At 62.2% G+C, this 22645-nt stretch carries 28 protein-coding genes and 1 pseudogene; 9 read left to right on the top strand and 20 right to left on the bottom strand.

Going from position 1 to position 22645, the window contains the following annotated elements; all coding sequences use genetic code 11:
• Positions 1–591: pseudogene (locus FFS08_RS22105) on the top strand (P-type conjugative transfer protein TrbL); the annotation flags it as partial.
• A gap of 2 nt (positions 592–593) precedes the next feature.
• Positions 594–1706: a transglycosylase SLT domain-containing protein gene (locus FFS08_RS22100; protein ID WP_137864902.1), complete on the top strand. Its 1113-nt coding sequence runs from the start codon at positions 594–596 to the stop codon at positions 1704–1706.
• 20 nt (positions 1707–1726) lie between these two features.
• On the opposite strand, the gene FFS08_RS22095 is transcribed toward FFS08_RS22100, so the two are convergent.
• From FFS08_RS22095 to FFS08_RS22080, 4 genes are read right to left on the bottom strand one after another with little or no spacing between them, the layout of a single operon-like run.
• Entirely contained in the window at positions 1727–2026 is a 300-nt protein-coding gene (locus FFS08_RS22095; RefSeq protein WP_100239713.1) for a hypothetical protein, read from the bottom strand.
• On the bottom strand, positions 2019–2228 hold the full coding sequence (locus FFS08_RS22090; RefSeq protein WP_136957508.1) for a hypothetical protein: 210 nt from the start codon (positions 2226–2228) through the stop codon (positions 2019–2021). Before FFS08_RS22090 ends, FFS08_RS22095 begins: the two co-directional genes overlap by 8 nt.
• A gap of 32 nt (positions 2229–2260) precedes the next feature.
• Positions 2261–2587: a helix-turn-helix domain-containing protein gene (locus tag FFS08_RS22085; RefSeq protein WP_006964370.1), complete on the bottom strand. Its 327-nt coding sequence runs from the start codon at positions 2585–2587 to the stop codon at positions 2261–2263.
• Positions 2584–2958 (bottom strand): type II toxin-antitoxin system RelE/ParE family toxin, encoded by a 375-nt coding sequence (locus FFS08_RS22080; RefSeq protein ID WP_137864903.1) that lies wholly within the window; start codon positions 2956–2958, stop codon positions 2584–2586. The genes FFS08_RS22085 and FFS08_RS22080 overlap by 4 nt, the downstream gene beginning before the upstream one ends.
• Positions 2959–3391: 433 nt before the next feature.
• Between FFS08_RS22080 and FFS08_RS22075 the strand changes: the two genes are divergently transcribed.
• Positions 3392–3748: a sigma factor-like helix-turn-helix DNA-binding protein gene (locus tag FFS08_RS22075; protein WP_137864904.1), complete on the top strand. Its 357-nt coding sequence runs from the start codon at positions 3392–3394 to the stop codon at positions 3746–3748.
• Here the strand turns inward: FFS08_RS22075 and FFS08_RS24145 are convergent.
• The 9 genes from FFS08_RS24145 to FFS08_RS22025 all read right to left on the bottom strand — a co-directional run bounded on the left by FFS08_RS24145 (position 3745) and on the right by FFS08_RS22025 (position 9437).
• Entirely contained in the window at positions 3745–4407 is a 663-nt protein-coding gene (locus FFS08_RS24145; RefSeq protein ID WP_249341276.1) for a response regulator, read from the bottom strand. The genes FFS08_RS22075 and FFS08_RS24145 overlap by 4 nt on opposite strands.
• Positions 4404–5540, bottom strand: a complete 1137-nt coding sequence (locus FFS08_RS22065) for a GGDEF domain-containing protein (RefSeq protein ID WP_249341277.1) — start codon at positions 5538–5540, stop codon at positions 4404–4406. Before FFS08_RS22065 ends, FFS08_RS24145 begins: the two co-directional genes overlap by 4 nt.
• A gap of 339 nt (positions 5541–5879) precedes the next feature.
• Entirely contained in the window at positions 5880–6158 is a 279-nt protein-coding gene (locus FFS08_RS22060) for a hypothetical protein (protein ID WP_137864905.1), read from the bottom strand.
• Positions 6148–6795, bottom strand: coding sequence for a recombinase family protein (locus FFS08_RS22055; RefSeq protein WP_137864920.1), 648 nt, complete (start codon positions 6793–6795; stop codon positions 6148–6150). The genes FFS08_RS22060 and FFS08_RS22055 overlap by 11 nt, the downstream gene beginning before the upstream one ends.
• Positions 6795–7205, bottom strand: a complete 411-nt coding sequence (locus FFS08_RS22050; protein WP_066609323.1) for a thermonuclease family protein — start codon at positions 7203–7205, stop codon at positions 6795–6797. Before FFS08_RS22050 ends, FFS08_RS22055 begins: the two co-directional genes overlap by 1 nt.
• Complete coding sequence (locus tag FFS08_RS22045) at positions 7205–7525, bottom strand: hypothetical protein (RefSeq protein WP_044122056.1); 321 nt, start codon at positions 7523–7525, stop codon at positions 7205–7207. Before FFS08_RS22045 ends, FFS08_RS22050 begins: the two co-directional genes overlap by 1 nt.
• 21 nt (positions 7526–7546) lie before the next feature.
• Entirely contained in the window at positions 7547–7942 is a 396-nt protein-coding gene (locus tag FFS08_RS23725) for a hypothetical protein (RefSeq protein WP_171012766.1), read from the bottom strand.
• Between the two features lie 12 nt (positions 7943–7954).
• A complete protein-coding gene (locus FFS08_RS22035) occupies positions 7955–8299 on the bottom strand; it encodes a hypothetical protein (protein ID WP_014194368.1) in 345 nt (114 codons plus the stop codon).
• Between the two features lie 433 nt (positions 8300–8732).
• Positions 8733–9437: a hypothetical protein gene (locus FFS08_RS22025; RefSeq protein ID WP_212742062.1), complete on the bottom strand. Its 705-nt coding sequence runs from the start codon at positions 9435–9437 to the stop codon at positions 8733–8735.
• A 255-nt stretch (positions 9438–9692) separates the two neighbouring features.
• Between FFS08_RS22025 and FFS08_RS22020 the strand changes: the two genes are divergently transcribed.
• From FFS08_RS22020 to FFS08_RS23720, 5 genes are all read left to right on the top strand, one after another.
• Complete coding sequence (locus FFS08_RS22020) at positions 9693–10076, top strand: hypothetical protein (RefSeq protein ID WP_249341338.1); 384 nt, start codon at positions 9693–9695, stop codon at positions 10074–10076.
• 416 nt (positions 10077–10492) lie between these two features.
• Positions 10493–10729, top strand: coding sequence for a hypothetical protein (locus FFS08_RS22015; protein WP_137864908.1), 237 nt, complete (start codon positions 10493–10495; stop codon positions 10727–10729).
• 507 nt (positions 10730–11236) lie between these two features.
• Positions 11237–12313 (top strand): hypothetical protein, encoded by a 1077-nt coding sequence (locus FFS08_RS22010; protein ID WP_137864909.1) that lies wholly within the window; start codon positions 11237–11239, stop codon positions 12311–12313.
• A 148-nt stretch (positions 12314–12461) separates the two neighbouring features.
• On the top strand, positions 12462–13166 hold the full coding sequence (locus tag FFS08_RS22005) for a DNA adenine methylase (protein ID WP_137864910.1): 705 nt from the start codon (positions 12462–12464) through the stop codon (positions 13164–13166).
• Between the two features lie 91 nt (positions 13167–13257).
• On the top strand, positions 13258–13422 hold the full coding sequence (locus tag FFS08_RS23720) for a hypothetical protein (protein WP_021223002.1): 165 nt from the start codon (positions 13258–13260) through the stop codon (positions 13420–13422).
• Between the two features lie 10 nt (positions 13423–13432).
• Here FFS08_RS23720 and FFS08_RS23715 read toward each other — a convergent pair whose 3' ends face one another.
• Together FFS08_RS23715 and FFS08_RS22000 are read right to left on the bottom strand one after the other, a co-directional pair.
• Positions 13433–13582 (bottom strand): hypothetical protein, encoded by a 150-nt coding sequence (locus FFS08_RS23715; RefSeq protein ID WP_171012765.1) that lies wholly within the window; start codon positions 13580–13582, stop codon positions 13433–13435.
• A gap of 147 nt (positions 13583–13729) precedes the next feature.
• Positions 13730–13936, bottom strand: coding sequence for a helix-turn-helix domain-containing protein (locus FFS08_RS22000; RefSeq protein WP_249341280.1), 207 nt, complete (start codon positions 13934–13936; stop codon positions 13730–13732).
• A 65-nt stretch (positions 13937–14001) separates the two neighbouring features.
• On the opposite strand from FFS08_RS22000, the gene FFS08_RS21995 reads away from it, so the two are divergent.
• On the top strand, positions 14002–14403 hold the full coding sequence (locus tag FFS08_RS21995; protein WP_021223000.1) for a hypothetical protein: 402 nt from the start codon (positions 14002–14004) through the stop codon (positions 14401–14403).
• Position 14404: 1 nt separating this feature from the next.
• Here the strand turns inward: FFS08_RS21995 and FFS08_RS21990 are convergent, their stop codons facing one another.
• Genes FFS08_RS21990 through FFS08_RS21970 form a run of 5 tightly spaced genes read right to left on the bottom strand, consistent with a single transcriptional unit; the run spans position 14405 to position 22638 of the window.
• The gene (locus FFS08_RS21990; protein WP_137864912.1) at positions 14405–17764 is read right to left on the bottom strand and encodes a zincin-like metallopeptidase domain-containing protein; all 3360 of its coding nucleotides are present in this window, start codon (positions 17762–17764) and stop codon (positions 14405–14407) included.
• Between the two features lie 18 nt (positions 17765–17782).
• Positions 17783–18034 carry a conjugal transfer protein gene (locus FFS08_RS24310; RefSeq protein ID WP_137864913.1) on the bottom strand — a complete coding sequence of 84 codons (252 nt, stop codon included), beginning with the start codon at positions 18032–18034 and terminating at the stop codon, positions 17783–17785.
• Positions 18031–20211, bottom strand: coding sequence for a DNA topoisomerase 3 (locus FFS08_RS21980; protein ID WP_137864914.1), 2181 nt, complete (start codon positions 20209–20211; stop codon positions 18031–18033). The genes FFS08_RS24310 and FFS08_RS21980 overlap by 4 nt, the downstream gene beginning before the upstream one ends.
• Positions 20212–20215: 4 nt before the next feature.
• Entirely contained in the window at positions 20216–20749 is a 534-nt protein-coding gene (gene traF, locus FFS08_RS21975) for a conjugative transfer signal peptidase TraF (protein WP_006954186.1), read from the bottom strand.
• A complete protein-coding gene (locus FFS08_RS21970; RefSeq protein ID WP_137864915.1) occupies positions 20746–22638 on the bottom strand; it encodes a type IV secretory system conjugative DNA transfer family protein in 1893 nt (630 codons plus the stop codon). Before FFS08_RS21970 ends, traF begins: the two co-directional genes overlap by 4 nt.
• Positions 22639–22645 lie beyond the last annotated feature (7 nt).

Below are 22645 nucleotides of genomic sequence, written 5' to 3'. Positions count from 1 at the left end.
CCCCTTAGCATGGCTATGGGCGGTGATGGCGGTTCACCCCCGGCCAATGACAACAGCGGCCTTCAAGGCGGCTCGGAAGCCGCCAGCGCGGGCGGCGGCACGGCTGCAAGCGCCGCTGCGGGCAGCGAGGCGGCCGATCGTGAAGACAGCAACGGCGGCGGCGCTGCCGGTGGGTCGCCTGCGGGGGAGGGGGAGGCCAGCTCCGCCAGCTCGCAAGGTGAAGGCACGCCCGCAAGTGGCGATACTGGCGGCACGCAACGCACCGGCCTTAGCCGGGCGGCGAAAACCGCGAGCATCCTCGGCGGCGCTGCCGCTGGCATGGCGGTGGGTGCTTTGAAAGAGCGGGTGGGCAATACGGTGGGGGGCCGATTGGCGGCCAATATCCGCGCGTCGGCCGCCTCGGCATCGTCGGGAAGTGAAACGCTCGCTCCCGCGACCGGCGCGGGCAGTCCCGCCAGCTCGTCCGATTCATCGCCGCCGCCCACGGCGCAATTTGCGGGAGATACCATTTCGGCCGCCCGTGATGCGGGCGACATGGAGACGCCAGAGGATGAAGTTGCGGCGTTCGTCCAGAGAAGGGGGGACAGCTAATCATGGCCGCTGATCTGCCTCCGGTTGTCATAGAAGAACGGGTGCAATGCTCGATCGCGGCGGCGCTGCGCTATAACATTCCGGCGAACGTCATGTTGGCGGTCGCGGAGCAAGAGAACGGGCGGCCCGGTGCGCGCGTCCAGAACACCAATAACACCGCCGATCTTGGCTCGATGCAGCTCAATTCCAGCTATATTCAATCGCTGGCACGCTACGGCATCCGGCCCGAATATGTGCTTGCGCCGGGGTGCTATCCCTACAACCTCGCTGCATGGCGTATCAGAAACCATATCCGGGATGACAAGGGCGATCTGTGGACGCGGGTTGCCAATTATCATTCCCGAACGCCGGTCCATAATGCCCGCTATCGGGCGCTGATTATGGCGAAAGGCGCGCGCTGGGAGGCGTGGCTTTCCTCGCGCTATAATACCTACAGCGTGAACGGCGTGCCGGTAAGCGGCGGCGCTCCTGCTGCGCGATCGACCTCGATCCCACTCACGATCACGGCGGCCGACGCGACGGGCGGGGGCCAGCTCGCGGCGCAACCCGCGATCGTCCAGCCCGAAGGCAGCGCCGACGCCTCGGCGGGCTATGTCGCCTCGATCTTGGCCGCTGCGTTCAATGCTCGCATAACCGATACGTGGCGGGCGCTGGAAGCCAATTACGGGGCCGCCAACAGCTTTCACAAATATGGGCAGGCGGTGGATTTCGTGCCGCGTGCCGGGCTGCACACGATCACGCGCGAGCAAATCCGCGCCGTGATGGCGCAACATGGTATTCGCGTGGCGGAGCTGCTGGGGCCGGGGGACCGGGGCCATGCCGATCATTGGCATCTGGCGTTCTATACCGGCGATCAGACTCGGCCGCTCGATCGCGCTCAAATTGTCGTCGCCAGAGCGGAACGCGGGGTAGGGGGCCTAACCTCGGCGGCCGTGCAGCCGATGGCCAGCTATGAGGCTGCGCCAGCTCCACAAGCCCGCGTCATGGCGGCTCGGCCGAACGCCGCGCCTATTTCCGTTGCGGTGAATTTCCGGCGCGACATGCTGCATCCTTCGCCTACCGATCCCACGGCGGACCCGCGATTTATTCCGCGCACAATCACCGCCAGCAATTGAAGCGACGGCGCGCTAGGCGCTCAATTCGGCAAGCCGGTGTGGGCGCTGATCCCCATCCCGGCCAGCTCCTCAATGAGCCAGTCTCGAAAGTCCGAAATGGATTTCGCGCCTTCGGCCCTCAAGGCGGCAACGTCTTCCTCTTTGAAACTCCAATCGTCCTTGCCGATGTGGCGCAGGGCGCGCCAAACGCAATGCTTCTGATAGCTGTAGATCGCGCAACGGAGATACCCGCGAACGATCTTTTCCATAGCCGCATCGTCGTTGCGGTGGCGATCTAGCAATGCGTCAAGGTCGGCTATGGACGGATTGGGATCAAGCATGGTCGGCCTCGATCTGTAGGGCGAGCTGGGCGAGGCGATCGGGAGCAAGCAAGTCGTCGGCCGCTAGGTCGATAGCGAAGGGTTCGCCGGGTTCGGGCGGCCGTCGATCGGCGGCGAAAGCGGCAAGATAGGGTTGCGCCGCGTCGGTTTCGATCCAGCGCCAGAAGGCAGGCCCTTGGCCGAATAGCCCGGCCTCGAACATATCGAGCCGGGCTTGCGCGAAATCATCGCACATTAGGCGAAGTGGATCACGGCCGATTCAGTGGTCCGCCCCTGCGGGCGCACGACAATATCGACCTTGCAGCCAAGCCGGGTGAGCATGGCTAGAAGCCGCTCAACCGAGACGCTGCGGAACTGGCCTCGCAGGATGCGCGACAATTCCGGTTGAGTAGATCCCGTAACCTTGGCGGCGGCGATCTGCGTCAACTTCCGCTCCTGCATGGCCTCGGCCACACGGGTAACGAGCTGGGCTTTCAAAAGGTGGGTGTCGGGGTCGGCAAAGCCTAGATCGGCAAAGACATTGCCGCTGCCTTCCTCAATGATTTCGTCCTGTGCGCTCATGCTGTGCCTCGCGGGGTCTGGTGTTGCCGGTGATGCTCCTCGGCGGATTTCAGCCGCGTTCGGATCAAATCCATATCGGCCTGCGGCGTGGCCTTGCCCTGCTTGGATTTCTTCTGGAAGGCGTGCAGGACATAGACCGCCTCCGCGAATTTGACCGTATAGACCGTGCGGAACGTATCGCCTTGGTGGTCGTCTATGATCTCGACCACGCCAGCGCCGCCAAAGCCCTTCAACGGCTTAGTGCTGGGGTGCTGCCCGCCTTGCTGCGCGAGGTGCAGGGCATAGCCCATTACGTCCTGCACATCGTCCGGGAACTCCCGAAAATCGCGCTTTGACGATGCCACCCATCGAACCGGCCGTTCAGTATCCATCGCGGCTATTATGCACAAATATACATAGCTCGCAAGCGGAAATTATGCGCGTATGTGCATACTGCGTGCGGCTCGATGCTATCAGCCGAACGATTGTCGGCCGCCGCGATCGGGGCGGCTCAATCGAGCGTCCTGCGCGACGAATGTATCAACGCCGGGGATGCAGGGCCGTAATTTTATGCTAGAGGCCCGGCGCGGCCCACGCCCCCCAATTTGTGCGGCCGTCCACTTCCGACGATGGCCCGCAAGGAATCGCCATCGTCGGAAGACCAACAAACAATCTAGCCGATGCCACGCGCCGCCCCTGTCCGGGCAGGCGAGGGGTGCTTATCGTTGTAATAAAATTACTGTTCAATCTGGCCCTAGTTGCGCGTGCAATTGCCCTATTGTCGAGTCATTGTCCCCCTACAGCGACCGAAAGGAGGACTAGGCTATGGTTGATTCTTCCAATATCTATCGAGAGCAACGGAAAGCGGTTGCCCTAGAGTTCATGGAAAAAGCTCTTGCGATACTCGTTGAGGTCGATGATTCAGCCGCCGATTGTTATCTGCAACAATCAATAGATACGTGCATGGCGTCACCGCGCATGACATTTCCCGAAGATGAATTTTGGGATTGTGTTGATGAATTGCCGCATTTGACCGATCGCGCCTTGTTCCTGCATCGGCAAAACGGGCTTTCGATCGAGCAAATCGCCAAGCGACTAGGCATCGAGCAGAAAGAGGCGGCCGAACGGCTTTCCGTTGGGCTTGCCCTTGTTCGCGGCTCATTCAGCCTGATGGAACATTAATCGCCGGAATCGGGGGGAGGGAGTATCTTGCCGAGCGTGGCGACCAATTCACCGGGCATGTAGGGCTTGGCGATAAAGGCAGCTCCGTTCGGCAATTCGCCTGCACCTGGTCGCACGCGGCCAGAGGTAACGAGGACCGGCATGGATGGCCATCGGTCGCGGACGGTAGCGGCCAAGGCGAGGCCGGTCATTCCGGGCATTTCAATATCGGTGAACACCGCGCCAATATCATCGCGGCCGTCAAGGATCGCCAGAGCATCGGCCGCCTCGCACGCCTCAAAGACGCGATAGCCCGCGTCCATGAGAATGTCGGCCGCCATCGTCCTGACTAGGGGTTCATCCTCCACAACCAGCACGGCCGCGCTGCCCGATCCTACACCCATTTTCCCGGCTCCCCGTTCTTTTTTGGTCTTCTCCTGTGCCGCATCACGCAAAATCCCTGCCCAACAAGCGAGGATCAAACCTTCATCGGGTGCGGTTTCTCCGGTGATGACAGCGTAAATCCCCAGCACGTTGGAGGTTTCCTCCACCGATGCGACGCCTTTCCCTTCCAGCAACCCGGCGAGGACCGCCAGCGCCCCGCCCATCGCCCGCACCATTGCCGGATCGGAGAGCTTCGCGCCGGGGAATACGTCTTCATCTGGCGTCCCCTCATTCATGCGGCCTGCGCGCCTCCCTTGGGAGCGATCATCACTTGGTTTCGACCAGCCTGCTTTGCGGCGTAAAGGGCTTCATCGGCCGCTTTGAGGGCCGCCCTTGGATCAGGAAAATCAAACACGTCCGCGATACCGGCGGAGAAGGTGATTTGCCCCAAGGGTTCATCGGTCTTGCGGTTTCGTAAGCGACGTTCGGCCATCTGTTCCCGCAAGCCGTCAAGTTTCTTATGCGCTTCGGACAGGCTGACGCCTCGGAACAGCATAACAAACTCCTCTCCACCGTGGCGCGCTACATGACAATTATCGTCCGAAATTGTAGCGAGCATTTCCGCGATAAGTCGAATGACCCGATCGCCTGCATCATGGCCGTGCGTATCATTGATGCGCTTAAAATGGTCTATATCGCAGAAAGCTACGGTCAGCGGGTCAAAGCTCGCTCTGGCGTCACGATATTCCCGCTCTAGGACCGCCTCGAAAGCCCGGCGATTGGGAAGGCCGGTCATGTGGTCAATCTCTGCCTCGCGCCGCGCCTTTTCCAGACTACGGCGAAGCGCCTTGGCCTCCTCCTCGCTGCGCCGCATGTCGGTTTCCAGCTTGCGGGTTCGCTCAAGCATCGCCTTCGCCAAATCGGCTAGGCTGGAAAGGATTTGCCCCGTTCCCTGAACCTGATCCAGCTCGGCCACATGCTGTTCCAGCTCGTCGGTATAGTCGGCCGTCGCGCTGCGCGTGTCGTTGGCGTTCTTCGAGAAACTTTCGAGCGTCGTTTCCAACCTCGCCATGAGGTGCTGGATGCCATCGTGCTTGTCGATCGTCTCGTCTGCCGCCGTGATTTCGTCCAGCCATTCCTGTGTCACGGCTAGGCCAGCGGTCACATGCTGGGCGATCTTGCGCGCGAGGGCGGGATTGGACCCGGAAAAGGCCCCGTGCGCCGTGAGAAGATTATTAGGCGTCACGTCCAGCTCATAGGTGAGCAGGAAGGCCGCGATTTCATCGAGCAGATGGCGGCGTGCCTGCTGGAAGACATTGCCAGCGCCGTTTGCGAACGCCGGTTTCCCGTCCACGCTGCGCCCCCCGCGCGCGCCGCGAAAGCCAAGCCATTCCAGTATCGAGCCAGAAGAATTTTCCGAATTGGTCACTTACCCCCCCAACAAGCAAAACCGATGGCAGCGATCTCGCGCCATTTCCGAAACTGTGCTGTCGGGAGTAGGCCGGAAAGCCAGCGGCACGCCCCCATTTTGGAGGCGTGCCCGCTTGGAACCGGGTGTTGGAAACCTGATAATCGTCAGGCGCGAACGCCTTTAAAGCCGGGTGGCTTCTGGACATGCGCGTCCGCCACCCGGTCGTTAAGCTCGACCGGCTCGATTATCAGAGGGTTTCCACGCCCCCGCCCACGTCTCCGTAGGTAGTGCGTGAATAGGCCGAAAGTGCCTCGAAAAGCAATGAATCGTTACGCTAGAGGGACGGACAGCGCGCTATCAGTCAGCGTCGGCGGGCGTCGTGGCCAACCCGTCCCTCGTAAGCGTCATATCCTCAATGACGCGGAGAATTTCGGAACCGCGCATATGACACATGCGCCAGCGTGCCCCCGGCGTTGCACCTTCCGCGCGATCGGAAGCAACAATGCCGTCGAACATCGCGCACGCCTCGTCCAGCGTGGTAGTTTCGCCTATCAGGTGCCAACAGCCTTTCATTTGGCCCGCCATGCGGAAGTCCACCGAAAAGCGGTCGCCTTCCCGGTAATCGTCATACGCCATTTTCTTCGTCCCCCGATCCGCTGCCTGCGGCCTCGTCCGCTGCACGTAGCGCCTCATAGAGCGGCGTCTTGCCGATCTTGAGCGCGGCGGCGGCCTGCCGCACCGTCAACCCCTTATCCATCATGTCGCGCGCGCGTTTCAGCACTCCCGGCGTGACAACCGACCTACGGCCGCCCTTTCGGCCGCGCGCGGCGGCGACCTCCAATCCGGCCTTTGTCCGCTCGCGGATCAGCGACCGCTCAAAGTCGGCCAGCGCCGCGAATATATGGAAGATCAACGCGCCGCTGGGCGTCGTCGTGTCCATCCCGGCATCTGTCAGCGATCGGAAGCCTATGCCCCGATCACGCAGATTTTCGACAAGCCCGACCAGATGGGGAAGCGAGCGGCCTAGCCGGTCGATCTTCCACACGACAAGCGTGTCTGACGGGCGAAGATAGGCCAGCGCCTCGGCCAGCCCGGCCCGCTCTGCCTTCGCACCGCCTGCAACGTCCGTGAAGATGCGGGCACAACCCGCCTTCTCTAGCGCGTCGATCTGCAAGCCCATGTCCTGTTCGGGCGTCGATACCCGCGCATAGCCGATCAACGCCCCGCCCTCGGCGCTGCGCCTATTGAGCGTTCCGGGGTCTGGCGCGCCCATCATCGCCACCCCTGCCAGCTCGCAACCGCACGGGGGCACTCACGCGCAACCCGCCCGTCCTGATCCCAACGCGCCACATAGACAGCCTGCCCGGCCTCGATCTGGCGGCATGAGAGGCTGCGCCCCTGCACATAGACCAACGCCAGCGTGCGCCCGTAGGGGTCGACCCCTACGCGCTCGATCGAAAGCGGCCCTGTCATGGTCCGCTGCAACGCCTCTTTGCTCGCCTCGGCCCGCTGCCGGTCGCAAATCGCGCCGGGCTTGGGCACCGGCCTGCACCGGCTGTTGCTCGGATCGTCGGGCGCGTCCACGCCAAGAAACCGGATACGCTCGTCCCCGCATCTGATCGTGTCGCCATCGGTCACGGAACAACCCGCCAGCGCGGCGGCGGCGATGAACACCAAGGGCATCAAGTCAGCCTCTCCAACCGATAGCCAGAGGCATGATGTTCGCTGGGGCTGGCCGTGGTGATGTAGCGATCATCCCACGGCGCGGCCCCTGCCAGCGCCAAATCGACCGGCCCCCCGATCTGCTTGGCGATACGGCCCGCCTTCGCCCGCGCGGCGCTATGGCTCGCCATGCGCTCGGTCGTAATCGTCGGTTGCGCCGCGATCACGCCGGATTCGTCCCCGGCATAGGCATGGAACTCGAATTGCAGCATGGGAGGAAAGCTAGACTTACCCCCGCCCGTCGCGCCGAAAACGGCCGTGTGGCCCATAGCGTCATTCATCCCCTGATCCCCTTCGGAACTTCATTGCTCGCCATTCTCTCCGGCCTGCTTCTTCGCCGCGCGATCCCACTCCCACGCTTCATCAAGCATAATCGGGGCGGGCTTGCCCCCAAAGGCTTGCTCGATAGCCTTGGTGGCGGTGCCTCGATCGACGGCCCCGGCTTCGCCAGAATCGGAACGCGGCCGATCGCCGGGGAAACCCTGCTTCGCCAGCTCCTCGCCTATGATGATGCGGGCGCGGTCGCGCAGCTCGGCGGGCAAGTCGCCCATAATCGCCGTGAGGGCTTGCGAGGCGGCAAAGGCCCGCGCGACCTCGCCCCGCATTTCCGTAAGGGCCTTCGTCTCGCCAGATTCCGCAAGACGGACATACAGCAAGCCGATTTCGCCCCATGTCGGCGTCAAGTCGATGGTTTCCATAGCAGGCGCTCCTTATCCGTGCCGCGTTTCCAGCTTGTCGGCTTCGGCCTTCGCCCCCGCCAGCTCGCTTTCAAGATTGGTGGTGTAGTCGCTCATCACGTCCCAACCTTCGTTGCCGTAGATGAAGCGGGCATAGCCCTGCCGCTCCATCTTCCCGGCCTCGTCGGGCTTCATGGCGAATAGATAATCCTCGTCGGTGGCGAACATGGCGGCCATGATCGCCTTAACGTCCGTGGACGCCTCCAAGGCGATTTCCTCGCCGTCATAGACCGACACGGCATAGCCGCCCGCAATCAGCCCCTCGGCCGCTTTGCGCGCAATCTGGCGCTCGATCGTCTGCCGCGTCTCAACCTTCATCGCTCTACCTTCCTTCGCCCTGTCTATAGGTCCAGCTCGCCTTGCCGGAACTCGGCGGGTTCCTCGCCCTCGCGCCCCTGCCAGAGAATCTTGTCACCCGGCCCCCAAATGGTGACAAAGCCTTGCCCGCTGGGTCGATAGGCAGGCGGCGGCTTCGCCTCGTAGTTATAGCAACTGCTCCGGCCCATCGTGCCCGAAAATGAAAGCGGGCCTCCGGGCCTGTGCATCACGCGGAAGCAATGGCCGCTCGGCTCCTTCACGCGCCGCCCGCGCCCCGTCATTGCCCAATAGCGATAATCGGATTCCTCCCGCTCGCTGGGCGGCGTCCAGTGGGCGCAGCGCACGCAGGCGGCATCATGGGGCAGGCGCGGCGGAGCTGGCGGGGTATCGTCCAGCGCCGGGCCTCCGTTGTGGCGGAAAGGCGGGCGGGCCGTCACGCGGCTTCCCGTTCCGCCAGCTCGCGACGGGCGCGGCGCTTTTCCAGCACGCGGCGCGCGGCGCGCGTCGACTCTAGATCGGGGTGGCCGTTTGCGATTTCCTCAAGGGTCGCGCGAGGCGGCGCGATGATCGTTCCCGCGTCGATCGCCGCTTGATAGAGGCTCGCGGTCCTGCCTGCCTCGATCAACAGGCGGCGCGTTTCGCTCTCATACCATCTGCGGAAAGTCTTGGTCGTCGGCGCTGAACGCAACCCGGCGTGGATATGGCCGCGCGCCTCGGCCATCGTCACCAAGCCGCGCTCGCGGGCAAAGGCATCAAGGCTCTGGACGGGAGCGGCCCCGGTCGTGTCGCGGTCCACGGCAAGCCAGCGCCGCAACTGCTGCCGGTGGATGCCGATACCCCCGCCGTCCGTCTCTGCGATGCTCGGATGCTGGCCGATCGCGCGCCGCATCGCGTCCCGGTAAATGGCACCCCCTGCGAGAAGGATTCTATCAGCGCCGCGCGCCGCTTCCGCGAAGGCCGCATGATTGGACGTTGGGAGCCGGAGCAATTCAGCGGCCCGGCTCGGCGTCATGCGCTGCTCATAATCAGCGATCGGCATATCTGCCGGATGAAAGCCATAGCGGGCGGACAGGAACCAGACTTCGGGGCGGCAATCTTCCCCCAGCTCGGCCAGCGCCGCGCGCAGCGTGCGCCACATCGGACCATCATAGCGATCTATGGCGGGCATCGCCTCCTCGCCGGGGCGTTTGGTCGATGAACAGGCCATCACGATAAGCGCGGTCATGGTTGCGTGCCTCTTGTGTCCGTTTTCTGTCCGTAAATCTAATGTGTCCGCAAACTCATTGCAAGCGATAAAAAGCGGACAAAATGCGGTTGTCCGTAAAAGGACCGTTTGACGGACAGAGGGAACGCCACTAGATTGTATCGCACCACACAAATGAAGGAGGTCGGATTGTTCCGTCTCGTCAAACCGCTGCCGCCATGCAACCAGTGCGGAAAGCCAACCGCCAATCTCAAATCCCGCGTGTGCGAGGAGTGCAAGAAAGAGCGCGCGGCGCTGACGGTTACAACCGACCGCCAGTTGTTCACCGCCGTTCGGGCGCTGCCTCATATGGCGATCACCAAAAAGGAAAGTGAGTATCGGGTGACGTTCCGGCGCACCTCGATCGTGGAGGCCGATCAAGGCCGCCATGATGCCGATTGGCACCGGGACCATGCCGAACGGGTCGCCTACTACACGGATGACCGCGAGGACGCTCTAGGCTCGGCCAAATCGCTTTCTGACAATATGGTGCGCGTCATGGCCCGCCTCGCTGAACAGGGAGCCAACCGATGACTAAGGTTGCGTTTGAAGGCCAACCAGCAAATAGCCCGCGACCCCAAGAAACATGATAAGTATAATCCCAAACATCACGCCCATCTGAATATCCAAGCGCGTAATCTTGCTTTGCGTTTCAAGGAACATTCGGATTTCAGTTTGGTGGCGGTCTGAGCGTTTCGCGTCCATCATGTTGCATCGCGCCTGCCGCACGGCAACCGTAACCCGATAAATCTGGCGCGCGAGCCAACAGGCGGCAATGAGTAGGGCAATTATTGTCGCAACAGTGAGATACCGAGTTGTCATCTGGCGAGGTTGCCCGAAGCCCAGCGCGGCGGCAACTGCATTTGGCAGCGCTGGCGCCGGCGATCGACGCCGGCGCCAGCGCCAGCGCGCCCCTCGCCCCCGTCGAATAAAGGAGCTAGGATCAGGCCATGACGATGCGCAGCCTATTCGACGGGGCTTTGACGATGATCCTCTATGTCCTCGCCTTCGCAGCGGGGACAGTTTTTGTCCGGGCCAACTATGATCTGGTTGAGGCACACCCGCTTCTGGTGTTCTTTGTCGGCGCGATCTTCGCCTACCAGCTATTCAACCTGATCCCGCTCGCCGTTGTGACCATCAACGATCACATTTTAGGCCAGCCTGAACAGCGTCCAAAGCGAGACTAGAGGCCATCCCTTCGGAATAGCGTTAATATCGAGCGCAAGCGGCTCGGTTTGTCGGGAGCTGCATGGTCCGGGGCCGTGGCCTCCGTCGCGGCGGGGTGAGCATCATCCCATAGAGCTTTCCAACGCTCCGCCTCAATGCGGCGCGCCATTGCGCGGTTCTCAACCGCGTGCAGCCTTCGCGCTTCTCCGGGGTCGCTATCCATGAATCTCGCGCTGCACGATGAATGGTAAGTTTCCGTTGCACACCATGATTAACAGCCTGCCGACGATAAAGGCCGGGCATATCGCGCTGGCGCAGCTCCTTCGCCTTGCCAGCGCCGTGCGTGCCCGATACGGTTCTGCAACAACTCTGCTTTCGGGTCGCGCACAACCCCCCGTTGTGTCCGAAAGTGCGAAAGCCCGGCCCTGTGTCGGGCTTTCTTATATTCGTGCTAGACCACCCTCCAACAAATAGTTCTGGTTCTCATAGACGCCTGCGTCTATGCCGGATCTGACAGAGGAAGCGGGATGGCATTGGAACCTATCAGGGTATTGGAGTTCGCGGACGCCGATCGCGCGGACGTGCAACGGCGCGTGGTCGATGCCGTGCAAGCTGCGCCCGAACGGTTCCTGACGGACTATGCGGCCCGACCCGGCACTTTCGGGGGGCGCTACGTCTGTGCGGACGCCATGAAAGAGCTGCTTCCCGAATATACCGCCTCAAGAGAGGCCCGCGGCCGATACAACGCGCCCGTCCACAATGCCGCGGCCGTTCTGGCGGCCGAACAATACCGGCGCGTAGTGGCCGATAGCTCCGATCCGGCCCGCAACCTGGTGCTGTTCGTAACCGGGATGCCGGGGGCCGGGAAAACCTCTGAAATCCAGTATGCGGCGCTGCATGAAGGAAACCGGCTCGGCCGTGACGTGCGCGCGATCTTTGAGGGCCAGCTTGTCGATCCGCAAGCGAGCATGGCCAAGGTCGAACAGGCATTGAGCGCCGGATGCAGGGTCGGGGTAATAGCGGTGCTGCCTCGGCCAGAGGAGGCGCTTGCCCACACGTTCCAACGCTTTGAGGAGCTGGGCCGGGGTGCGAGCGCGGCCGTGATGGTGCGTATTCAGGAGGGCACGCCTGACGGCCTAGAGGCCCTTCTAGGTCGCTTTGGCGATCAGATTTCGGTTGCGGTCCATGACGTGCGCGATCGTGCGAATGTTCATCGCCTAGAAGGCATGGACGGTGTAAATATCTGGCGGAAGGAATTGGAAAATGGACCTGTCCAAGAAAGGCTTGAAAGAGAGTTCGACCGGCTCAACCAGCTCGGCCGCGTCAGCGCCGATTGCGCTCTCCAATTCAAAGGACAGTCTCCCCACGGGCAACTTTACGCGATTGGAGGCCCTGATGTTAGTGGGAGCCTCGCACATGGCGACGGACGAAAAGCTACGCCGGAAAGTGGCCGAACGTCTCTCCTGAACGCGGCGCGGGGAAGCTCGCTCGCCGGACTCTCCGACGCCCTCAAGACAGGCCAGAGCGAAAGCGACGGCAAAACCAAATCCAACGAAATCGGCCACGGCCTGCCTAAGCCGCCGTCGCCCCGGCGTTCCAGATGAACGCCCCCAGCCCTAACCTTCCGCTTGGTGTTAGCCGGGGAGCGTTGCGAGGGGCTGGCCCCTTGCTGTGGGGGTCGATCAGGACGCTGGGCGGCCCGATCGCAGGGGGACGCTTCCCCCGCCTGCCCCTTCTTTTCCAGTAGGTGCCATGACCGGCTATCTCGGCTCGAAACAGGTTTCGGGCGCATATCAGGCTGTGATTGCCAATATGCCGCCGCACGATACCTACATTGAGACGCATCTAGGCTCCGGCATCGTCCTTCGGCGCAAGCCTCCCGCTGCCCGCTCGATCGGCCTCGAAATTGATCCGGCTACCTTTGAGTGCTTCGGCTCGATCGCGGCAGAGGAATCGAGCGCGTTCGATGGCGCGGCCGTTGAAACCTACAACGTCGATTGCCTCGCCTTCCTCCGCGATTTTGACTTTTCGGCCGCTGGGCGCGTGCTGATCTATGCTGATCCACCCTATGTCCTCGCCACGCGCTCCCATCCGGGCACGCGCTACCGCTATGACTATACGGACGCGGATCATAGGGAGCTGCTGGCCGTCCTCGATGCGCTGCCCGCCTCGGTGATGATTTCAGGCTATCCCTCGGCCCTGTATAGCGAGCTGCTACCCGCGCCGCGCTGGCGCGTCCTGTCCTATCAGGCCATGACGCGAGGCGGGCCGCGCACCGAATGTCTATGGATGAACTATGCGCCCGACGCGGCGCATTGGGCCACCCATGCCGGGGTGGATTTCACCGATCGCCAGAGGATCAAGCGCAAGGCGGCACGCTGGAAACGCATGTTTAGCGAGCTGCCTGCGGGCGAGCGAATTGCGATCCTCGCCGCGCTGTTGGAAGTGGACTCATAGGGCTTGAACAGGTCAGCGCCGCCAGCTCGTCCACCAACATTTAACCAAGGCGGGCAAGAGTCCGATTACCGCCCTTGTGTCAAAAGAGGCGATGAACGGCGACAACAACAGGCCCTTTTCGCGCGGCGATTTGTCGGCGCTTCTGCTGCTGCTGTTCACGCTCGCCATGATGGCCTATAACTATCGGCATCCAGAGTGGGCGAGCCAAGGCGGCATATGGGCCTACATTGTTCCCCGTCACGGGACAGCATCATAGGCGCGCGAGCCTATCCGATGATTGAACGGACAAAGCGGACGATCGGCGGCCCAACACCCGCGAGGAAGGCAAGCCCGGTAAGCGCCAGCAATCCCCAAAACTCGATGTGGATAAGCACGTCGCTGCCGGAATCGTCGTTCGGATCGGGCCAGTCCTTCATGGCACCGGATGATTACGGCTCCGGCTCGATGCTGCAACCTCCTAAGCCAGCAAGGGGCCTTCACCGGCCAGCATCATAGACGGGAACGTCTATGCCACCGGCGACATAGACGCGGGCGGCTATGCTGCAGCGCATAGACAGCGGCGACTATGCTTCAGCGGCCAACATTTCCGAGACAGGGCACCCGATCGCGTCCGCGAGCTGCGCCATAACGTCCAAGGTCGGATTGGCCTTCCCGTTCTCGATAAACGAAATGTAGGAGGCCGTGACGCCGGTTTGCTCATGCAGCATCGCTTGCGACATTTTGAGGGCCTGCCTCCGCGCCTTCAACCGCTTCCCGAACAATTTGCTCAACGGGTGCGCCATATCGTCCAAACGTAGGTATATTGCCATTCTGGAACCTGCTTCGGAGTCGTCTGATGATGGACTTGAACGGCGAACAATATCACCGCCTCCAACATGCTATAGCCCTCACGCGCGAAAGCCTCGCTATCGCGGCGGAGCTGGGCGACGATCTATCAGCCTTCCAACTGAAACACGCGCTCCATTCGCTGCATTACATTAGCGAGCTAGAGGCCGAAGGCCATGACGATCGGGAGCCTGTCACCCTGACCGTGGACGAAGCGGAGGCCCCGCGAACTGCGAGAACAATGCGAGACACGGACCTGAGCGATGAACAATATCGCCGCCTCCTCCACGCTATAGACCTTGCGCGGGAAAGCCTCGTTATCGCGGTGGAGATGGACGACGACATAACCGCCTTCCATCTCAAAACCGCGCTCCGTTCCCTCGACTATTCTAGGAAGTTGGTTTCCGCTTGATCTAGCGTCGAACGCTGCGGCGCTGGGCCGGTTGATCGTCTCCGATAACCGGCCCGGAACGCTTCCTTTCGCGTTCGTCGTCCAGCTCGATCCGGGGAGCCTCCCGCTCCTGCTGACGCGGGTTCTCGATCGCCGCCCTGATCTGGCGCACCACGCCTTCACGGCCCAAGCGGCTGTTCTGCTGCAAGTCGTTGAAGTCGGTGAAGCGTGCCGGGTCGGCCTGCTGCTCGCCGGGGGCGAAGGTCGGGAAGACCGGAACGCCGTTCACGGCCTGCGCCGCTTGGGTCGCCTTCTCCTTGCCGGGATTGTAACCGAATTTCTCCAAGACGCGCTGATCGTCCTCGCCCATGATGAAAATCGGCTTGTCGGGGTAACGCTCGCGCAATGCAGCGGCGACGGCGGGAAGGTTGCCGGAATCGAACGCCGCGACGGTCGCATGGTCCACCACGCTAGAGACGGTCGCCATCGTCGCGTAGCCTTCGCCAATCATAATGCGCGGGGCCTTGTCGAGCGCGGCTAGTGCGGCCTGCGGCGTCACGCCCCCGTTGACCACATGGAAACAGCTTTCCTTGTGGCTCTCCTTCGCAAAACGCTTCGTGCCGTCTTCCTGAATATATTGCGTCGTCCAGTGCTTGCCGCTGGTGTCGATCGCCGGAAGGTGGATTGTATTATCGCTGCCGCTGGCGAGCGCGCCGATCGTCGGCGCAATGCCCTTCCTCTCCATGTAGGGCGTTGCCTGCTCGATCTGACGGCATTGCGCGGCGCGCTGCTGCACGCGCTCGGCCGTCGCATCATAGGTCGCCGCCCGCTCCCGCTCGCGCTCCTCTCGCTTGGTGGCGGCCTCGGCGTTCAACCGGGCCTTTTCCTCCTCGCTCAACGTGTAGCCGGTGCTTTTCCATCGCATATCCAGCCCCGAACGGTTGTTCTTGATGTAGCCCGCTGGGTGGCCATCGGTGAAGGCGACATAGAAACCCGCCGCCTCGCCCTTTCCATCGCCCTGCGCCGGAACGCGGTGGGTCTTGCCGTCCATCATCGGGTGCCCTGCGGGAACCTCAAGGCCAAGGGATTTCATCGCGTCGGCAAATTCGACCTCCGGGCTTTTCGCCTCCTTCTGGCGCGGCTGATTGTCTATTTTCCAGCGCGCCAGCTTCTCCGGGTCCGCGCCCTCCGGCGCATACCAGCTCTTGCGGGCGGCATCCCATTTCGCGCCGTTGGCTTTGGCAAGGGTTCGTTCGCCATAAGGCACCGCCAGATATTCGCGTGCCTGTCGCGGGGTTTCCTTCATCGTTTGCCCTTCCTGCGGCTGCTCCGGGGCCGTGGGGCGCTGCGCGCGCTCGCCGGGGAGCGATTGGCCTAGATCTCCTGCGGGTGCCTCTACGGCGCTTGAAAGCCATTTCTGGAACGGCTCGACATTAGCGCCTGCCGGAACATACCACGACTTTTCGGCCTTATCCCATTTCGCGCCCAAGGCTTTCGCCTCGTCCTTTTCCCGGTAGGGGACCGCAAGATATGTGCGGGTGGAAGGCTCTGGCGCGGCGTCCCGCTGGTCGGTCGCGGCGATGCCCAAGGGCGGCGAATTGACCGCATAGAGAGGGGCCAAGCCCTGCCGCTCGCGGCGCTCATCGGCATATTGCTCGGCCTTCAAATTGACAAGGCGGGCAACGTCCTCCGGGTTCTGGTCGCGGCCGTCAAAATCGGTGATCTGGTTCGGCCCAAGCGACAAGGCGATATAGCGGCGGCGTTCGCTATCTGCGGAATAGCCCGCCATAAGGTTTCGCTCGCCGTTCGGGGTTATCATCGTGCCGATCGGCCCGACACCCTCAAATTGCCGTCGAACGGTGTGCATCGGCCCGCCACTATCAACCGGCTCCCAACCGTGCTTGTCGATCAGCGCGCGCAAAGTGCGGTCGGAATAGTGCTGCTGCGGCTCCGGTATAGGATCGCCTATGGCGGCAACGGCCCCGGCTGCGGCGGCCCATCTGTCGCCGCTATGGTCTGTCAGCCGCTCGACCGTAAACCCGGAAGCATTGAGCGCCGCCGCAAGCCCCGGTCTGGCGAAGGCGGCCTTTATACGCTCGTCCAGCTCCATATTGAGGTCGTCGGATATTACTAGGTCCGCTTCCTCGTTCCCCTCGAAATGGGGGCCGTTCTGCCACTCCTCATAGGCTTGAACAGTCTTGGCCATGTCCGCGACCGCAAGCCGATCGCCCTCATCAAGATCATTCTGGCGATACTCCTGCGCCTGCTGGAAGTCTGGCGGTAGAGTAACGCGGAACCTGTCAAAATCTTCGCGCGTGGCAGGCCGGATTTGATCTAGCGGACTGGCATAGAATGGCCCGTTAATCGGGTTGCGCCCGTCTATATTGCTGGCAAGAACGCCCAACATCGCCATGCCCGGCTGCTGATAGCAAAGCGTATTTTCGTTGCTGACGAAATATTGCGTATAGTCGTGTGCCTGCTCGACCTGCTGAACCTGCTTTTGTTCCAGCGCCAGAACGTAGGTGTGAATCTTCTCGGCGTCCGATGCGGCACGGACAATCTCAAGCGGGTCTTCCTCAAGGACTTTGATCCATGATCCGACATAGGCCGCGTGCTGCTCCGGGTCGTGGCCGATCTGCAATTCCTGCCCGGTTATGAGGCTCGCAATCTCGGCCCGCAATTCTTCGCGGGCATAGCCTTCCGAACCGAACGGGTGCGCCAAGTCCCGGTCAAGGCGGTTGGGGTGGCCAGTCCAGTGCCCCAGCTCGTGCAGCGCCGTGGCGTAGAACCGATCCGCGCTCGGAAACTGGCTCCGCAACGGCAAGGTGATGCTATCGGTCGAAGGCCGATAATAGGCGCGGTCGCCCGCTTCCTCGGTGATTTTCGCGCCCGACGCCCGCAAGATGGCCTCGGCCCGCTCCACCGGATTCCATTCGTGCGTAGTGGTCACGATCGGGGCAAGCCCGTCGATCTGCTCGGCGTTGAACACCACGGCATAAAACGCACGGGGCCGCTCAAGCTCGACCTTCTCTTTCCTCTGGCGACCCTCGGCATCCAGAACGGGCTTACCGCTCTCGTCCCGAACTACCCGCTCCTCCTCGAACTGCCAGTATTGGACAAGGGAGCCTTTCTCGCCCTTCCGCACCTGTGCGCCTTGGGCTGCGGCCTGCTTGTATGTCAGCCAGCGATTATCAGCCCGGCCCTCGGACATGAGATTGAGGACATTGACGCCGCGATAGCGTTTTCCCGTGGTCGGGTTGAACGGCAACCCGCTGCTGCCCGTCGCCTCCCAAGGCTTTTGCCAAGGGGCGGTGCCCTGCTTCAACTGCTCTATCAGCTTGTCGGCAACGCGCTGGTGAAAAGGTATCTTGCCCTCGGCCATATCCTCGCCTCCTCCCGATTAGTCGGCGCTGCGCGCTGCCGCGATCAATTCGCCGCGTGCCGTGGCGATCGGCTCCGCGTCACCATCAAGCCCTTCCTCGGCCTCGCGCGCGTCGGCCTCGCTCATGGCATCCTCAACAAAGGCCCCCGCCCGCTCCGCCTCCTCCGGGTCGAACTCCACAACCGCGCCGGGAGTCTCGGCGTCGGCAAGTTTGCGCGTCACCAGCTCGTCAAGGGTGGGCACGTCCTGCGCATTGGGTTGATCCGTCATGCTCGTTCTCCTTTGCTGAAATCGGGCTGTCCCTTGTTGTCGAAATAGGTCTGTTTGCAGCCGGGATAGGCGCTGCAACTCCACCAGAAGGCCCCCTTCTTTTTCGCGGAAGGACGCCGCACTAGGCCAGCGCCGCACGCTTGGCATTTGTGCTGCTGCGACGGCACGGGCGCGGGAGCCTTCACCAGCTCCGGCTTGCCCGCCTTGTCATTGGCGGTGAATTTACAGCCGTCGGCATAGCCGGTGCAGGACCAAAAATAGCCCTTGCTCCCTTTGATCCGGCGCAGCGGCTTGGAACATGACGGGCAAGGCGGCGCGTCGATCGCTATGGCAAGGCCCTGCTCTTTCACCCGCGCGACCTCGCGGCCGACATAATCGGCCAATCCGCGAACGAATGTCATGGCATCGCTCTTGCCCTCGGCAATCGCGCGCTGCTGTTCGTGCCAAATGGCGGTCATGTCGGGAAACTTCGCCTGATCCGGCAAGGCGTCATAGAAGGCGCGCGCCTGCGGGGAGCTGACGATATTCTTGCCCTTCTCGATCAAAAAACCGCGATCGAAAAGCGTGGCTATGATGCTGTCGCGGGTCGCCGGGGTTCCAATTCCGCCATGCTCGCCCGCCTTCCCCTTGTCCTTCTCGATCAGGAGTTTCCTAAGCCGCTCGTCCCGAACATATTTGGCCACCCGCGTTAGGTCGGTCAAAAGCGTGGCCATCGTATAGAGCGGCTTGGGCTTGGTTTCCTGCTGGTCGGCGCTGGCGGAAAGGCATTGCCCGGCCATGCCCGACGCGATCGAACGCAAATCGGCCGCAAGGGTGTCCTCGTCCTCGGCAATGTCCTCATTGCCTACATCGTTCTTATAGAGAACCGTCCAACCCGGCTTGGTCACAACCTTGCCCCGCGCGGCAAAGGCGCGGCCCGCAACCTCTATCTCGATTTCGGTCTGGTCATATTGGTTCGCGGGCCAGAACTGCGCGACATAGGCGCGCGCGATCAGCATATAGATTCGCTGCTCCGGCTCTGTCAGCGCGGCAAAATCGGCCGTGGCTTCGGTCGGAATGATGGCGTGATGCGCGGAAACCTTCTGCGAGTTGAAGGCCCGGCTTTTTATCGCCGGGTCCGCGCGCTGCGCGATCGCTGCCAGCATCGGGACCGTCGCGGCGACGGCCGCCAGCACGCCGGGGGCGTCCGCGTGTTGCTCATCGCTCAAATATTCGCTGTCGCTGCGGTTGTAGGTGATAAGGCGATGCTTCTCCCGCAACGCCTGCGTAATGTCCTTCACCTGATTGGGCTTATAGCCGAATTTCCGTGCGGCATCGGTTTGCAGCTTCAAGAGGTTGTAAGGCAACGGCGGCGCTGCCTCTTTCGCCGTGGTCTTGGCGCTGGCGATGCGAGCCGGTTGCCCCTGCACCGCCCCGGCTACCGCCGTCGCAAAACTGCGGTCGATCAAGCGGCGCTGCTCATCAACCGGGTCGCCCTCCCCGATCTGGTAGCGCGCGGGAAAGGTCAGCCCGGCGAAACTGAACTGGCCCGATACCGTGTAATAATAGCTCTTGGTGTGCGCCTCAAAATCGCGGTCACGGCGGACGACAAGGCCCAAGATAGGGGTCTGCACGCGGCCGACGCTAAGAACGCCCTGAAACCCCCGCGCCTGCGCCGCGAGGGTATAGGCGCGGGTCATGTTCACGCCATAGAGCAAGTCGCCCACGCTGCGCGCCTCGGCCGACGCGGACAATCCGGCAAATTCACGGTTATCCCGCATGGACGCCAAGGCCCGCTGCACAACCTTTAGATTGTTGTCATTGATTAGCAGGCGTTGGACCGGCAACCGGCTCCCGGCCCATTGCAGAATCTCGTCAACGATAAGCTGGCCCTCATCGTCGGGGTCGCCCGCGTGAATGACGCTCCGCGCCGATTTGAGGAGTTTGCCGATCGTGCGGAGCTGGGCGCTCGTCTTGGCGACGGGCCGCTTTTCCCACGGGATGAAGCTGATCGGCAGCGCCGCCATGTTCCACGGGTCTTGCGGGTCCACCAGCTCAAGCATGTGGCCGATCGCCCATGTCACATAATGACGGCCGCAATCTATGAAGCCGTCTTGTCGTGCCCCTCCCCCAAGGCCCTCGGCAATGGCCCGCGCGAGTTCGGGCTTTTCAGCAATGACGATGATCTCCCCGCTCATGCCGTCACCACGTCACTACGGGTTTGATAGGGGCGGTCACTTGCCGCGCGCTGATCGGCCCGAAATAGCGGCCGTCGAAAGAGGCCGCGCCATCGCCAAGGACAAGGATTTCCCCGTCGCCTAGCGTCCAATCGGCATTGAGCCGGGGCAAGGCCCGCCCTGCCCCATCGGCAAGCTGCGGGGCGCTGTCGGGGACAAGGCGGCCGTTGATCCGCACGCCCTGCCCGCCAATCTGAACGCGGTCGCCTTTAGCGGCTAAAATCCGCTTCATCATTTCATAGCTTCCGCTGGGGCAATCGCCGGGTTCAATGTAGCGCCTACGCAACGCCTCCAAAAAGGGCGGCGCTGCGGGCGGACAGAACGCCACAAGATCGCCCTTTTGCGCGGTCCCGCCCGTCGCCCGATAGACGCCTAGCGGGATGCTCGGCGTAGCGTTGAAGCGAAGGCCCGCCGCCTTCGCGCCAAGCATGGCGATCATGGCCCCCGCCACGCCACAAACCGCATAGCGGCTGACCTTGGCGAAGCTCGGCCGCTTCATAGTTTGATCCTCCGGCCCCCTTCGGGCGGCTTCGGCGCTTGCTTGCCCCTGATCGTATCGCTCCGATCCGGCGCGGGAATCTTGGCGCGGGCACTAAAGGTCGGGTCTTGGAAATAGAGGGGCTGACGACCGTAGATCATGGGATAGCCTGCGACATAAATCAGCATGTCGCCCGCTTCCGAAATATCTCCGTCCGGGGTCTTCTTCGGCCCCGGCATCCTCATGCACTCATCCGGCGTCAAAAGCGGACGCTGGGTTTCCTGCACGGTCTTGGACACGGTGCCACCAAAGAACCCCCCGCCCCCGCGTCCCGTGCTTTTGGTGATTTGCTCTTTAAGAACGGTGGTCTGCCCGGTGAGTTTGGAAAGATGCTCGGCCGTCTCAACGCGGTTGGGCGGATAGGCGTTCTGGATATGAGCATTGGAGGTTATCAGCTCATCCGGCCCATAGCCGGTTTCCCGGCTCCTAAGCTGGTTGGTGTCCTGACAAATGAGATAGAATTTCAGGCCGTAGCCTGCGGCGAACGCCAAGGACTCCTGAATGATTCCAAGTTTCCCAAGGCTGGGAAACTCATCAATCATAAATAGCGCGCGGTGCTTGTAGCTCTGAACTACCCGGCCCTCCTCGAACTCCTGCTTGGGCGCGAGGATACGCACCATCATGTTGAGCATGACGCGGACAAGCGGGCGCAGCCGGTCCTTATCCGTGGGCTGGGTGATGATGTAGAGGCTAACCGGCCTCTCGCTGTTCATCAGGTCACGAATGAGAAAATCGGAAGTGGCAGTATTCGCGGCCACAACCGGGTCTTGATATAATTCTAGATAGCTCTGCGCGGTCGATAGAACCGATCCGCCCTCATCATCGGGGCGATTGAGCTGGGCGCGCGCGGCTTTGCCGACAACGGGATGATTCTTGCCGCCCGGCAAATGGCCGAACGTAAGCATTTCCTCCCAAACTTCCTGCGCGGGCCGAACCGGATCGGCCAACACGGCATCCACTTCGGCCAAGGTCGCCGCGTTGCCGCCATGCTTGGCTTTGTAGATGACGTGCAGGATCACGCCTACCAGAAGCGCCCGCGAGGTCTTTTGCCAGTGGCTTTCGACCCCCTTCCCGTCCGGGTCCACTATCAGCGTAGCGAGATTCTGAACGTCTGCGACTTCGTTGTCAGTCCCTACCCTGATTTCGTCCAGCGGGTTCCAGTGGGCGGAGCCGCGCGAGCTGGCCGGTTCAAACCGCATGACGATCTGGTTAGCGTGCTGCTTCCTCCAACCGGCGGTCAACGCCCATAGCTCACCCTTCAAATCAGTGATGACGGCGCTATGCGGCCACGAAAGCAGCGTCGGGATGACAAGGCCCACGCCTTTCCCCGATCGGGTCGGGGCATAGGTTAGGCAATGCTCCGGGCCGGAATGGCGTAGATAGACCGTCTTCCCGTTCTTCTCCTGATATGCGCCAATATAGACCCCATCATTTTCAACGAGGCTGGCCGCGCGAATGTCCTCCATGTCGGCCCAGCGGGCCGATCCATGCAGATAGGCATTGCCCTTCCCGGCGTTCGATTTCGCAAGTTTGACAGCGGCGGTTATCAGGACGCCCACGCCGAAAACGACGGTGCCCACGCCCACGGCCTGCCCGAAGGCGGGTTTCAGCGCCGGAACCTCGCTCCATTTGCTGAACCATTGCAGGAAACGCCACGGGGCATAGATATGGCCCGCACTCGGCCCCAAGGTAGCCTGATAGGCCATCTGGTGCGCGAACATCTGCGTTGCGCTCCATAAGCCTCCAAGGGCGGAACCGGACACAAGGGCCGCCAGCAACGGGCGATTATCGCCCTTGCTTCCGCGCTCCCGCACTTGCGGCCCGATGGCTGTATTGCGCTTCTTTGCCATGCTTTGC

The sequence above is a fragment of the Sphingomonas sp. 1F27F7B genome (assembly GCF_005503355.1).
Lineage (GTDB): Bacteria > Pseudomonadota > Alphaproteobacteria > Sphingomonadales > Sphingomonadaceae > Sphingomonas.
Note: the sequence above shows the minus strand (reverse complement) of the source record. Positions and strands in the feature narration are given on the sequence as shown.

Excerpts from the sequence above, each read along its gene's own strand:
- FFS08_RS22085 (WP_006964370.1), bottom strand. The coding sequence starts at position 2,587 with ATGAGCGCACAGGACGAAATCATTGAGGAAGGCAGCGGCAATGTCTTT.
- FFS08_RS22050 (WP_066609323.1), bottom strand. The coding sequence starts at position 7,205 with ATGCCCTTGGTGTTCATCGCCGCCGCCGCGCTGGCGGGTTGTTCCGTG.
- FFS08_RS22010 (WP_137864909.1), top strand. The coding sequence starts at position 11,237 with ATGGCATTGGAACCTATCAGGGTATTGGAGTTCGCGGACGCCGATCGC.
- FFS08_RS21990 (WP_137864912.1), bottom strand. The coding sequence starts at position 17,764 with ATGGCCGAGGGCAAGATACCTTTTCACCAGCGCGTTGCCGACAAGCTG.
- FFS08_RS24145 (WP_249341276.1), bottom strand. The coding sequence starts at position 4,407 with ATGAATGAGGGGACGCCAGATGAAGACGTATTCCCCGGCGCGAAGCTC.
- FFS08_RS22035 (WP_014194368.1), bottom strand. The coding sequence starts at position 8,299 with ATGAAGGTTGAGACGCGGCAGACGATCGAGCGCCAGATTGCGCGCAAA.
- FFS08_RS22080 (WP_137864903.1), bottom strand. The coding sequence starts at position 2,958 with ATGGATACTGAACGGCCGGTTCGATGGGTGGCATCGTCAAAGCGCGAT.
- traF (WP_006954186.1), bottom strand. The coding sequence starts at position 20,749 with ATGAAGCGGCCGAGCTTCGCCAAGGTCAGCCGCTATGCGGTTTGTGGC.
- FFS08_RS22060 (WP_137864905.1), bottom strand. The coding sequence starts at position 6,158 with ATGGCGTATGACGATTACCGGGAAGGCGACCGCTTTTCGGTGGACTTC.
- FFS08_RS22055 (WP_137864920.1), bottom strand. The coding sequence starts at position 6,795 with ATGGGCGCGCCAGACCCCGGAACGCTCAATAGGCGCAGCGCCGAGGGC.
- FFS08_RS23725 (WP_171012766.1), bottom strand. The coding sequence starts at position 7,942 with ATGGAAACCATCGACTTGACGCCGACATGGGGCGAAATCGGCTTGCTG.
- FFS08_RS21970 (WP_137864915.1), bottom strand. The coding sequence starts at position 22,638 with ATGGCAAAGAAGCGCAATACAGCCATCGGGCCGCAAGTGCGGGAGCGC.
- FFS08_RS22100 (WP_137864902.1), top strand. The coding sequence starts at position 594 with ATGGCCGCTGATCTGCCTCCGGTTGTCATAGAAGAACGGGTGCAATGC.
- FFS08_RS22090 (WP_136957508.1), bottom strand. The coding sequence starts at position 2,228 with ATGTTCGAGGCCGGGCTATTCGGCCAAGGGCCTGCCTTCTGGCGCTGG.
- FFS08_RS22095 (WP_100239713.1), bottom strand. The coding sequence starts at position 2,026 with ATGCTTGATCCCAATCCGTCCATAGCCGACCTTGACGCATTGCTAGAT.
- FFS08_RS22025 (WP_212742062.1), bottom strand. The coding sequence starts at position 9,437 with ATGTGGCGCACGCTGCGCGCGGCGCTGGCCGAGCTGGGGGAAGATTGC.
- FFS08_RS22045 (WP_044122056.1), bottom strand. The coding sequence starts at position 7,525 with ATGAATGACGCTATGGGCCACACGGCCGTTTTCGGCGCGACGGGCGGG.
- FFS08_RS21995 (WP_021223000.1), top strand. The coding sequence starts at position 14,002 with ATGATGGACTTGAACGGCGAACAATATCACCGCCTCCAACATGCTATA.
- FFS08_RS22015 (WP_137864908.1), top strand. The coding sequence starts at position 10,493 with ATGACGATGCGCAGCCTATTCGACGGGGCTTTGACGATGATCCTCTAT.
- FFS08_RS23715 (WP_171012765.1), bottom strand. The coding sequence starts at position 13,582 with ATGAAGGACTGGCCCGATCCGAACGACGATTCCGGCAGCGACGTGCTT.
- FFS08_RS24310 (WP_137864913.1), bottom strand. The coding sequence starts at position 18,034 with ATGACGGATCAACCCAATGCGCAGGACGTGCCCACCCTTGACGAGCTG.
- FFS08_RS23720 (WP_021223002.1), top strand. The coding sequence starts at position 13,258 with ATGAACGGCGACAACAACAGGCCCTTTTCGCGCGGCGATTTGTCGGCG.
- FFS08_RS22005 (WP_137864910.1), top strand. The coding sequence starts at position 12,462 with ATGACCGGCTATCTCGGCTCGAAACAGGTTTCGGGCGCATATCAGGCT.
- FFS08_RS22075 (WP_137864904.1), top strand. The coding sequence starts at position 3,392 with ATGGTTGATTCTTCCAATATCTATCGAGAGCAACGGAAAGCGGTTGCC.
- FFS08_RS21980 (WP_137864914.1), bottom strand. The coding sequence starts at position 20,211 with ATGAGCGGGGAGATCATCGTCATTGCTGAAAAGCCCGAACTCGCGCGG.